Genomic DNA, 11,349 nt, shown 5'->3' with positions numbered 1-11,349 from the left:
CCATGGGGCCGCCACCGGGACGCCACCCACGTGGGAACCGGTTGACGACCCAGTTCGGCGTCGACGGCGTGGGCCACTGGCGCGTCGTCGACGCACACGTCCCCCGCCGGACCCGGACGGCGGCCCGGAGGGACGACCCAGCAGACCACCCTGCCGTCCGCGAGGTAGGAGTGCGCGCCTCCCTGGCAGCGATGGTCGACGCGTGCCTCGATGACGAGCAGGTGCTCGCGGACGGCCCGAGAGAGCCAGTCCGCGCGGGTGCCCATCAGATGCTGTTGCCTCCGTCGACCGTGATGACCTGTCCGTTGATGTTGGTGTCGTGGAAGAGCAGCGTGTTGATCACCGGCACGATGTTGTCGGGCTCGACGAGACGGCCCGACGGCGTGCGCCGGGTGATCGTGTCGAGCTGGGTCTGGCCGARCACCGAGCTCATCTCGGAGGCGAAGAAGCCTGGCGCGACGCTGTTGACCAGCGCACGTCCGTGCATCTCGCGGGCCAGCGTGCGCATGGCGCTGTCGAGGCCCCCCTTGGTGGCCGAGTAGGCAACCAGTCCGGAGTAGCCGCGCTGGGCGCAGACGGACGTCACCATGACGATGCGGCCACGGTTGCCCTTGGCCATGATCCGGCGCAGGACGGCCCGAGCCAGCAGCAGGGGCGCCGTCAGGTTCGTCTCGATGATCTTCGCGATCTGCTCTGGCGAGGTGTGCACGTGCAGGCTGTCCTGGCCCATCGCGGCATTGTTGACGAGGGCGTCGATCGGGCCGAGGCGCCTCTCGGCTTCCTTGAGGAAGGCGTTGATGGCCTTGACGTCGGTGACGTCGAGCGACGCCGCGACGACACGGTCGGGGTTGGCGGCAGCCACGGCCTCCAGCTCAGGGGTGACCGTGCGCGCAAAGGCAGCCACCTTGGCTCCCTGCGCGAGGATGTCCTCGACGATGGCCAGGCCGAGTCCGCGAGAGCCGCCTGAGACGACGACCACGGTTGCGGGGGCGATGGGTTCGGTCTTGTCAGACATCGCTCTTCAGGGTCTCCTTGATCGGGATGTGGTCCAGGAACCGCACCCGCCGGGGCACGGAGTAGTCGGGGAGGCGCGCGGCGCACCACGCGGTCAGCTGGGCGTCGCTGGCCTCCCCCGAGAGCACGACATCGGCGGTCACGATGCTGCCGACGATCGGGGCCTTGCGGCCGCGGACGGAGGCCCAGGCCACCGCGGGGTGCGCCTGCAGGACGTCGCGCACCGCCGAGGCGGAGGCCTTGGCTCCCCCGACGTTGATCTCGTCGGAGGCGATGCGGCCGGTGATGAGGACACGACCGTCGACCACCTCGACGCGGTCGCCGGTGCGCAGCACCCGGTCGATCCCCTCGCCACGCTTCGGCGAGGCGATGAGCAGCTCGCCGTCGTCGATGGTCAGGGTGGCCCGACCGTCCATCTCGCGCCCGAGCCACTCCTGCGGGAATCCCGCTCGTCCGTCGTGGACGGCGATCGTCGCGCCCGCCTCGCTCGAGGCGTAGATCCACGACACTCGGGCCGACGGGAACATCTCGGTCAGGCGGGTCAGGATCGCCTGGTCCACCGGCTCGCCCCCGAGGGTCACCTGCTCGAGAGGCAGGGCTGCGACGCTCTCGGGGTCGCGGTAGAGCGCCTGGCGCCAGAACGTGGGAGTGCCGGAAGCCGCGGTCACGCCGACCTCGAGGGCACGCGACGGCCACGTGTCCAGCTCGTCGGGCTCGATGAACAGGACGTCCTGGCCGGGGTGGGCGATGCTCAGCGTCACGACCTGCCACCACGCGTAGGCACCGTGCGCGTACGGGCACAACCAGGTGCGACGCGGCTGGTCACCGGCCACGGTCGTGAGCGACGCGAGTGTGTGGGCGACCTGCTTCGGACGTCCGGTGCTCCCGCTCGTCAGCAGCCAGACGCGACCGGAGGTCGCGTTGCGCCGGGCCGTCGGCGGGGCGATGTCGGCGCCGTCCACGACGGTCAGCCCGGCGCTGCGCAGGTCGTCGGCGAGGTCCGGGGTGACGCGCGTGCGCGAGGCGACGAGAACCTCCCCGTGACCGGTCGCTGCCGCCCACACGGCGCGAGCGGCGTCGTGGTTGTCGCGCACGAGGACGGCCGCCGCGTCCGGCAGCGGCATGCTCTCGAGCTCGTCCCAGCGGCCGTCGAAGCCGCGGGTGATGATCCGGTTCGCGGCGCCGGCGAGACCGCCAGCTCCCGCGCTCACGCGGCCTGGAGCTGCTCGAGGAAGTCGAGCACGTCCGAGATCGTGGCGATCTGGCGCAGCTCCGGCGCATCGAAGTTCAGCTCCTCGCCGATCTCGTCCTCGACGCGGAGCGCCAGCTCGGAGAAGTCGAGCGAACGGAAGCCGATCGTCTCGAGGTTTGCAGCATCGTCCTCGGGCATCGGCTTGCCCTGGGCCTGAAGGACCTCGGCCATCATCGTCCGGATCGCGTCACGGCTCAGTGCGCTCATGTTTCCGCCTTGGGCTGGGGATTGGGGCGTCCGGTAGTCTAACAACGAATCCCCCACCGACTGCCGCGGCCCCATGGAGCCCGCGGCGTCCTCATGAGGAGGGCCAGATGCTCCGCCCCGCAACCGATGCCGACAGCCCAGACGTGCTCCGGTGGCGCAACCATCCCGAGGTCCGTGCAGTCTCCCTGACCCAGCACGAGATCAGCGAAGTGGAGCACGCGGCGTACTGGGCGGCCACCCAGGAGAGCGACGCCCGCGAGATCTACATCTTCGAGCGGCACGACGTGCCGTCCGGAGTCGTGACCTACTTCGACATCGACCGTGAGGCCGGCAGTGCGTGGTGGGGCTACTACCTCGACAACGACGGTCTCAAGGAGCGGGGTGAGCTGCTGCCGGCCTGGATCGAGATCCAACGTCAGGCCAAGCGCCTCGCATTCGACGAGCTCGGCCTGACGGTTCTCGAGGGCGAGGTCCTCGAGGCGAACGAGGCCGTTCGCCGGTTCAACCGGCGAAATGGTTTCGAGGAGATCGAGCGTTACACCCAAGACATCGACGGCACCCCGACGCCCGTGCTGCGGGTTCGAGCCACGAAGGACTGAACGACAAATGAGCACCCCTGTCGAAACACCAGCAACGACGTCCCTGTCGATCGGCGGCATCCCCGTCGGCCCCGACGCGCCGCCGTTCATCATCGCCGAGATGTCGGGCAACCACGACGGCAGCCTGGACAAGGCCCTCGAGATCGTCCGCATGGCCGCCAAGGCCGGCGCCCACGCGATCAAGCTCCAGACGTACACGGCCGACACGATCACCATCGATGTCGACAAGCCCGAGTTCCGCCTCTCCGAGGGCCACGAGCTGTGGGGCTCTCGCCGCCTCTACGAGCTGTACGAAGAGGCCCACACCCCTTGGGAGTGGCACAAGCCCATCTTCGACCTGGCCCGTGAGCTCGGGATCCTCGCCTTCTCCAGCCCCTTCGACCCGACGGCGGTCGAGTTCCTCGAGGGCCTCGAGGTCCCCGCCTACAAGATCGCGTCGTCCGAGATCGTCGACCTTCCCCTCATCCGCCTGGCCGCCCAGACCGGCAAGCCGCTGATCATCTCCACGGGCATGGCGTCCGTGGGCGAGATCGCCGCAGCCGTCGAGGCCGCGCACTCGACCGGCAACCGCCAGGTGATGCTGCTCTCCTGCACCGTGAGCTACCCCGCCGACCCCGCCTCGTCGAACCTGCGCGGCATCCCGGTCATGCGCGAGGCCTTCGGCGTGCCCGTCGGGCTGTCCGACCACACCATGGGCATCGGCGCTGCCGTCGCCTCCGTCGCGTTCGGCTCGGTGCTCGTCGAGAAGCACGTCACGATGTCCCGCGAGGAGGGCGGGGTCGACTCGGCCTTCTCCCTCGAGCCCGACGAGCTCGCCGCCCTCGTCCGCGAGACCAAGGTCGCGTGGCAGGCCCTCGGCGAGCCGCGGATCGGCGCCCGAGAGGCCGAGCGCGAGGGTCTGCGCTTCCGTCGCTCGCTCTTCGTCGTCGAGGACGTCAAGGCCGGCGACCTTGTGACGGCGGCCAACGTGCGCTCGATCCGCCCCGCCAACGGCCTGCCGCCGGACGCGTTCTCGCTCGTCGAGTCAAAGCGCTTCACCCGGGACGTCGAGCGCGGAACGCCGATGTCGTGGGACCTCGTCTGATCCCGAGGTGATGAGAAGGGGCCCCGACCGCACGCGGTCGGGGCCCTTCGGCGTCGGGTGACCGGCACCCGGACGTGACGCGGCCGTCAGGCTCGCGGCTGCACGGCCGGCTCCTCGGCCGGGTCCTCGGCCGCATCGGACACGGGCGCCGCGGTGCCCGTGGTCTCTGCAGCCTCAGGCTCGTCGGCCCGAGGATCGGACTCGCTCGTGGCCCTCGGCCTCGCGGCAGGCCCATGGTCGTCGGCGACCTCGTCCGTGTCGTCGACGGAGGAGTGCATCGAGGTCAGCTCGTCCAAGGGGTCGACGTCTCCGGGGGCTCGGTGGCTCTCGGCGCGGTGCTGGCGACGGCGACGTCGGGCGAAGGGCGACGGCTCGTCCTCCAGGGGCGGCGCAGGAGGCGGCGGACCCGGCAGGGCGATCTCCGGGGCCCACCCGAACGCGTCGATGACCTCCTCCGGCAGGAGCATCTCGTCGGCTCCGAGCTCGCGGTCGGCGACCTCCGCCGCGTAGTCCATCGGAACGGAGAACTGGTGCATCTCGGGCCAGATCCGTCGCGGCTTGCCCACACCACCGAGCACGGCGTGGTCGGACTCGAGGGCCATCGGGTCGCCGTAGACGCCGACCTCGACGCCAGCCGACGCGGCATACAGGATCGCGCTGCTCATCCGGTTGCTGACGACGCGCTTGTGCTGGCGCATCTCGTGCAGCTGGCGGTAGAGGAAGGCGACGTCGGTGTCCTGCCAGAGGTAGCCGCGCTGTCCGTGGGTGACGACGCGCACGCCGGCGTCCTCGTACTCGCGACGCACCTTCGGGTTGTCGTACTCGTTCCAGTGGAGGCAGACGGTGATGGGCACGTCGCCCTCGGCTGCCTTCACCTCTTCGACGTATGCCGTGTGGCTGCCGAGGACCTGCTGCCCCTCCCAACCGTGGAAGGGGTAGACGATCGTGCCGGTGCGCGGCTCGGCCGTGTCGAGCCACTCCCGCTGCCGCTCGAGCTCGAGCAGGTAGAGCCAGGGAGCGCCGACGACCATGTAGTTGCGCAGCCCGGCGGCCCAGCCGCGCCGGGCGCAGGCCTCGGACCAGACGAACTTGGGGTACTGCGGTGTGAAGACCGTGCCGACCGCGAAACCGTCGTGCATGTTCCAGCCATGCTGGAGGTATCCCCAGATGCGCGGCGGGTGCTCGAGACCGACGTAGCGGGCCATGATGTGGGCATGCCCGTAGAAATGGTTGGCGTGATGCATGCGCTCAGCCCCCGACGGCGGCGCGGACGGCGTCGATGACCTTGTCGACCTGGGCGTCGGTCAGCTCGGCGTGCATGGGGAGCGAGAGCTCCTCGGCGTAGAACTGCTCGGCATTGGAGCACATCCCCCGCTTGAAACCGAGGTCCTCGAAGAGCGGGTGCCAGTAGACCGGGAGGTAGTTCACCTGCACGCCGACACCGTCGGCCCGCATCGCGTCGAACACCTCACGACGACGGCCGCCCAGGACGCGCAACGGGTAGAGGTGCCAGATCGGATCGACGTGCTCGCGCTGGGTGGGCAGACGGATGCCGTCGACGCCCGCGAGTCCCTCCTGGTATCGCGCGAAGATCGCGCTGCGGCGGGCCTTGAACGTCTCGAGGCGCTTCAGCTGGCTCAGGCCGAGGGCCGCGAGCACGTCGGGGAGTCGGTAGTTGAGGCCGTACTCGTGGACCTCCTGGTGCCAGGGGCCCTCGTCGGGGTAACGCATCCGATCGCGGTCGCGCACCAGGCCGATGAAGTGGAACTCGTGCGCCCGCCGACCCAGCTCGGCGTCGAGCGTGGCGACGGCGCCGCCCTCGGCGGTGGTCATGTTCTTCGTCGGGAAGAAGGAGAAGGTCGTGAGGTCGGCGAGGGACCCGACCGGTCGCCCCTTGTACGTGGAGCCGATCGAGTGGGCGGCGTCCTCGAGGACGAGCGCGCCGACCCGACGGGCCGTTTCGGAGATCGCGTCGATCTCGATGGGGTGTCCCGCGTAGTCGACACCGGCGATGACCTTGGTCTCGTCGGTCACCGCGTCGTCGAGGGCGACCGGGTCGATGTTGGCGGTGTCCTCCTCGACGTCGACGAAGCGGATCGTGGCGCCGAGGGCGAGGGCGCACGACGCGGTGGCCACGAACGTCATCGGCGTCGTCACGACCTCGTCGCCGCGACCGACGCCGGCCGCGGCATACGCGATGTGCAGGGCGGCCGTGCCGCTCGTCGCGCTGACACAGCGGGTGGCACCGGTGCGGGCCTCGAGCTCGTGCTCGAAGGCCGTGACGGTCGGGCCCGTGGTGAGCCAGTCACCGCGCAGGACCCCGGCCACCGCCTCGATGTCGTCCTCGTTGACCGACTGGCGTCCGTAGGGGATCACCTCAGATACCCGCCTCGAGCATCTGGCGGATGTCATCGGCCCCGATCCAGATGTCGTTCTTGTCGGAAGCGCAGTGGAAGCCCTCGGGGACGGGCTTGCCGTCGGTGCGCGGCACGTAGCCCCACGTCGCGAGCTCGGGCTCGAGCACGTAGTACTTGCCGTCCATGATCATGATGGCGCGGCGACCCTCCTCGGGGCTGATCATCTCCTCGTGGAGCTTCTCGCCGGGGCGCAGGCCGATGTCGTGCATCTTGGCGCCGGGGGCGATGGCCTGCGCGAGGTCGGTGACGAGGTGCGACGGGATGTGCGGCACGACGAGCTCACCACCCTGCATGAGCTCGAAGGTGTCGAGGACCATCTGGACGGCCTCGGGCAGCGTGATGAGGAAGCGCGTGCAGCGCAGGTCGGTGATCGGCAGCGACTCCCCCGCCTCGTGGAGGGCACGGAACTTGGGGATGATCGAGCCGCGCGAGCCCGTGACGTTGCCGTAGCGCACCACGGCGAAACGGGACGGGTACTGCGCGGCGTAGTGGTTGCCGAGGATGAAGAGCTTGTCGGCGGTGAGCTTGGTGGCGCCGTAGAGGTTGATCGGCGAGCTCGCCTTGTCGGTCGACAGGGCGACGACCCTCTTGACGCCCGCGTCGATGCAGGCCTCGATGACGTTCTGGCTGCCGAGGACGTTCGTCTTGACGAACTCGTGCGGGTTGTACTCGCCGGTGTCGACCTGCTTCAGAGCGGCAGCGTGCACGACGTAGTCGGTGCCGTGCATGGCCCGGCGGAGGCGGTCGAGGTCGCGGACGTCACCGATGAACCAGCGCAGGCGCGGGTCGTCGTTGAAGAGCTGCCGGACCTCCCACTGCTTCAGCTCGTCACGGCTGTAGATGATGACCCGCTTGGGGTTGTGGTTGTCGAGCACCTCGCGGATGAACGCCTTGCCGAAGGACCCGGTCCCACCTGTGACGAGGATCGACGACCCTTCGAGAATGCTCACCCTTTGACCTCCTGGTCGTTTCGGAACCAACAACAGGCCGCCGATGTCGCGGTAGCCTGTCGGCAACGCGCAGCGCGCCACCCGAGAGATTAACAGTATCCGTGTGTCCCCTTCTCCCGTGGCGCCGCCCGCGGGAGCGCCCGGAGCTACGGCACACTGTGCGCATGCGTCTTCATGTCGGCCTCCGCTGCGACGGCGGGGCCGAGCTCGGCGTGGGTCACGTGATCCGCTGCCTGGCCCTCGCCGACGAGCTCCTCGCGCGAGGCGCCGAGGTCACCCTGGTCGGTGACGTGGGCGACGTGGCCTGGGTCGAGGAACAGGTCCGCGAGCGCGGACTCGACCACATTCAGGCTCCGGGTGATGCCGACGGCCTGACGGCTCTGGCGGCGCGTCTGGGGCTCGATGCCATGGTGCTCGACGGCTACCACCTCGATCCGCAGTGCGGCACGTCGCTGCGCGCCACCGGTGTCGTCGTTCTCGCCATCTCCGACGGGCCGTTCGGGGCCGAGCAGGAAGCCGACATCGTCCTCGACCAGAACCTCGGCGCGGTCGCCGACCCGGCACGGTCGGGCACCGTCCTCGCCGGCCTCGACTTCGTCCTCTTTCGCGACCAGGTCCTGCGTCACCGGCGCTCCCCGCGGTCCCTCGACCCCGCGAGCTCGCCACCTCGGGTGCTCACGGTCTTCGGTGGCACCGACCCGTATGCCGCGGGGCCGGTCGTCGTGCCCCTCCTCCTCGCGACGGGGCTGCCGGTGCACGTCGTCGCCGTCGCGCCGCGCCACGAGATCGCCGAGCAGTTGCGTGCGCTCGAGACGGGCGCGGGACAGACGATCGAGGTCGTTGCGCCCGTCGAGGACCTCGCCGCGCTCGCCGTCACCTGCGACCTGGCCGTCACGGCGGCCGGCTCGTCGGTCTGGGAGTTCCTCTGCCTGGGGGTCGCCGCGGCCTTGATCTGTGTCACCGACAACCAGGCGGTGGGCTACGACGCCGTGTCGGCCCAGGGCGTCGCCGTGCCCGTCGGTCAGCTCGCCCCCCTCCGCGACGACCCCCAGGCCCGCGACGCCGGTGTCGACGCGCTCCGACGTCTGGTCGGCGATCCGGCCGCACGCCGGGCACTGGCAGAGCGCGGTCAGCGCCTGGTCGACGGACGCGGGCGCCAGCGGGTCGCCGATGCCCTCGAGCACCACCAGCCCGACCACCACCACCCTCGAGGATGAGGCCTGCATGACTCGCGCACGACCCGCCACCACCGACCTGCCCACGTACGGACCGACGTTCGATGCGATGTGCGCAGCAGCGTCCATCCACTGGCGGACCACCCTTCCGGCACCACCCGACGACGCGCCTGTCGTCGTGGTCGACGTGCTGATGCAGGACCTCCGTCTCGCCCTGCGCGCCCTGACGCTGGCCAACAGCCTGCGCCGTCTCCAGCCCTCGCGGCTCGTCGCCCTGGTCGGGCCCGACCGTCACTGGCACGAACGCGTCTGGGACGGGTACGACCGCGAGCGGCTCGTGCAGCTGGCACGCGCCTACGGCGCCGATGACGTCATCGACGTGGCCGGGCTGGCCGAGCGCATCGCCACCGGCTCGTCGGTCGTCGAGCTGCTCGGGCGTGACCACGTCGTCGCACCGCCGGCGGACGATCACCATCGGGATCGCCTGCGGGTGACCGCGGGCTCGACGGCGGTGCGCATCCTGCGCGTCCCGCGGCTGCGCGACGCGACGCCCCAGGACGACGTACCTGGCATCACGCGTGGGGCCGATGCCGAGGACCGCCTCTACCGCACGCTCTTCGGCCGGCACCCCGTGCTCGCCTTCGTGACGAGTCATGTCGACTACGGCCAGTGGGGCCTCGCCGTCGACGCCGCGGCGGCAAACGGGGTGCCGGTCATCCACGCACAGGCCACGGGCGGGCTCAAGGCTTACGCCCTCTTCCCCGACGCCGAGGGAGCGGACCGCGGGTTCCGACGTGCCCTGACGCCCCAGATCGCGCAGCAGTTCGAGGACCAGGTGTGGACCCATCGGGACGCACTCCGCCCCAGCGCCGAGCGGACGGCCTGGCGCTCCAAGGCCAACCTCGGCCGGCCGTCGTGGTGGCGCGGCGGCGGGGAGATCTCCCGTCTCGACCTGCGCAGCACGGACGAGCGGGAGGCCCTGCGCGGTTACACCCTCGAGCGGCTCGGACTGGATCCCGACCGACCGGTCGTCACGGTGTTCAACCACGCCGTCTCGGACGCCGTCCAAGGCAACCACGAGGCTTTCGCCGACCTGGCGACCTGGTTCGAGCAGACCGTCGAGCTCGCCAGTCGCGACGACTCCGTGTCCTGGCTGTTCCTCGATCACCCCAGCCAGGTCAACTACGACCGGACCGAACACTTCGAGCGGATCGCCACGACCTGTACGGACCGGCCGCACCTGGTCTTCCGGCCGAGTCTGGCGCTCAGCCGGAACGCGCTGTGGAGCGTCACCGACCTGGCCGTGACCGTCCGGGGAAGCGTCAGTTCGGAGTTCCCGGCATACGGCATCCCGGCTCTGCAGGCAGGCTGGTCCGAATGGAGCCACCTCGGGTTCTGCCGGCGCACCGACACCGCGGAAGAGTACGTCGAGGCGCTCCAGGCGTCAGTGCGCGACCTCGTCGCCGGCGTCCCTCTCATCACCGCCGAGCAGGTCCGCCGAGCCCGGCTCTGGCTGTGGTTCTACCGCAGCGGGGCCGACGTGACCACGCCGCTCGTGCCGCACTGGGAGAACGGCCAGGGCACGACGCTGCACCAGCTGGTCACGACGGCCATGAACCACGTCGAGGACGACGCAGACCCCGCCTACGTGGCGGTGCGACGTCTGTGGGAGCGCCGTGACCCGGTGCTCACGAGAATGGACCTCGGGCTCGACTCCGCGGGCATGACGAGTTCTCACGCACTGCCGGACCACCAGGCCCAGATCGCCGAGACGCTGGGTCTCGGCACTGCGCACGACGACCTGGAGCCGCGCGCAACGGGCCCGCGGGTGTCGTCGGGCCTGGACCCCGCCCTGAGGATGGTGGAGGGGTTCGTCCGCGGCGGCGCCATCGTCGGGCGCGTGAGCTCGCCGGAGGCGGTCCTCGTGCTCGACACCGGGTGCGAGGCAGGCTCTGCMGGCCTGGTACGCCAGGTCGAGATCGAGATCGCCGTCGACGCCGAGAGCGAGGTCTGGTGGGAGAAACGCGCAACCGCCTCCTGTCCGGACGCCGCCGCCAGGGTCGGCCGCCGAGTCCTCGTCGGCCTGGCGGGCAGGCCCGGCACGGAGGTGGAGCTGTCCCCTGCCATGCCCCCTCACGGCCGACCGACTTCCACCGCGCTCGTCAGCGTCGCCGTGCCGCCCGGCTCCCCCCGACTCGCCACCATCGTCCTGCGCAGTGACCTGGACCGTCGCAACGGTCGGCTACCGCAGGCGGCTGTCGGGCTGCGGATCAACGTCATGACCGTCACCACGGACCCCTGCGTCCAGTAGCAACGAGCCAGGAGAACCAGTGCCCCGCACCCGCGTCGTCATCCAGTCCCGCCTCAACTCCTCCCGTCTCCCCGGCAAGGCCATGCTCACGATCGCCGGTATGCCGCTCATCGAGCTGGTCGCACGCCGGGCGGGTCGCACGGGACACGAGGTCGTCGTCGCGACGAGCGCCGAGCAGTACGACGAACGCATCGCCAGCCACCTGCACTCCGTCGGGATCCAGGTCGTGCGTGGCTCGCTCGACGACGTGCTCGGACGATTCGTCCAGGCGACCGCCGACCTGGACGAGACCGACCGGGTGGTGCGGCTCACCGGTGACAACCCGCTCGCGGACGCCGAC

Annotated in this window: 12 protein-coding genes; 5 read left to right on the top strand and 7 right to left on the bottom strand. The window is 70.4% G+C overall.

Going from position 1 to position 11,349, the window contains the following annotated elements:
• The 4 genes from AC1DP0_RS10460 to AC1DP0_RS10445 form a co-directional block, all read right to left on the bottom strand.
• On the bottom strand, positions 1 to 266 hold a 266-nt coding region (locus AC1DP0_RS10460), incomplete at its 3' end, for a hypothetical protein (RefSeq protein ID WP_478084356.1).
• On the bottom strand, positions 266 to 1,015 hold the full coding sequence (locus AC1DP0_RS10455) for an SDR family NAD(P)-dependent oxidoreductase (protein ID WP_478084355.1): 750 nt from the start codon (positions 1,013 to 1,015) through the stop codon (positions 266 to 268). The genes AC1DP0_RS10455 and AC1DP0_RS10460, both read right to left, overlap by 1 nt.
• Complete coding sequence (locus tag AC1DP0_RS10450; protein WP_478084354.1) at positions 1,008 to 2,225, bottom strand: AMP-binding protein; 1,218 nt, start codon at positions 2,223 to 2,225, stop codon at positions 1,008 to 1,010. Before AC1DP0_RS10450 ends, AC1DP0_RS10455 begins: the two co-directional genes overlap by 8 nt.
• Positions 2,222 to 2,473 (bottom strand): phosphopantetheine-binding protein, encoded by a 252-nt coding sequence (locus AC1DP0_RS10445; RefSeq protein WP_478084352.1) that lies wholly within the window; start codon positions 2,471 to 2,473, stop codon positions 2,222 to 2,224. The genes AC1DP0_RS10450 and AC1DP0_RS10445 overlap by 4 nt, the downstream gene beginning before the upstream one ends.
• A gap of 107 nt (positions 2,474 to 2,580) precedes the next feature.
• Between AC1DP0_RS10445 and AC1DP0_RS10440 the strand changes: the two genes are divergently transcribed.
• Positions 2,581 to 3,072, top strand: a complete 492-nt coding sequence (locus AC1DP0_RS10440) for a GNAT family N-acetyltransferase (RefSeq protein ID WP_478084351.1) — start codon at positions 2,581 to 2,583, stop codon at positions 3,070 to 3,072.
• Positions 3,073 to 3,079: 7 nt separating this feature from the next.
• The gene (pseI, locus tag AC1DP0_RS10435; RefSeq protein WP_478084350.1) at positions 3,080 to 4,156 is read left to right on the top strand and encodes a pseudaminic acid synthase; all 1,077 of its coding nucleotides are present in this window, start codon (positions 3,080 to 3,082) and stop codon (positions 4,154 to 4,156) included.
• Positions 4,157 to 4,242: 86 nt separating this feature from the next.
• On the opposite strand, the gene AC1DP0_RS10430 is transcribed toward pseI, so the two are convergent.
• Genes AC1DP0_RS10430 through pseB form a run of 3 tightly spaced genes read right to left on the bottom strand, consistent with a single transcriptional unit; the run spans position 4,243 to position 7,523 of the window.
• Positions 4,243 to 5,400, bottom strand: a complete 1,158-nt coding sequence (locus AC1DP0_RS10430; protein ID WP_478084349.1) for a hypothetical protein — start codon at positions 5,398 to 5,400, stop codon at positions 4,243 to 4,245.
• A gap of 4 nt (positions 5,401 to 5,404) precedes the next feature.
• On the bottom strand, positions 5,405 to 6,532 hold the full coding sequence (locus AC1DP0_RS10425; RefSeq protein WP_478084347.1) for a DegT/DnrJ/EryC1/StrS family aminotransferase: 1,128 nt from the start codon (positions 6,530 to 6,532) through the stop codon (positions 5,405 to 5,407).
• Between the two features lies 1 nt (position 6,533).
• The gene (gene pseB / locus AC1DP0_RS10420; RefSeq protein WP_478084343.1) at positions 6,534 to 7,523 is read right to left on the bottom strand and encodes a UDP-N-acetylglucosamine 4,6-dehydratase (inverting); all 990 of its coding nucleotides are present in this window, start codon (positions 7,521 to 7,523) and stop codon (positions 6,534 to 6,536) included.
• A 164-nt stretch (positions 7,524 to 7,687) separates the two neighbouring features.
• Between pseB and AC1DP0_RS10415 the strand changes: the two genes are divergently transcribed.
• The 3 genes from AC1DP0_RS10415 to AC1DP0_RS10405 form a co-directional block, all read left to right on the top strand.
• Positions 7,688 to 8,740: a PseG/SpsG family protein gene (locus tag AC1DP0_RS10415; protein WP_478084341.1), complete on the top strand. Its 1,053-nt coding sequence runs from the start codon at positions 7,688 to 7,690 to the stop codon at positions 8,738 to 8,740.
• Positions 8,741 to 8,747: 7 nt separating this feature from the next.
• The gene (locus AC1DP0_RS10410; protein ID WP_478084339.1) at positions 8,748 to 11,009 is read left to right on the top strand and encodes a hypothetical protein; all 2,262 of its coding nucleotides are present in this window, start codon (positions 8,748 to 8,750) and stop codon (positions 11,007 to 11,009) included.
• A 19-nt stretch (positions 11,010 to 11,028) separates the two neighbouring features.
• The coding region (locus AC1DP0_RS10405) for a cytidylyltransferase domain-containing protein (RefSeq protein ID WP_478084337.1) at positions 11,029 to 11,349 on the top strand (321 nt) is incomplete at its 3' end.

The sequence above is a fragment of the Terrabacter sp. P5_B1 genome, from assembly GCF_056400505.1.
The sequence above is the reverse complement of the archived record's forward strand: the minus strand, read 5'-3'. Positions and strand labels throughout refer to the sequence as shown.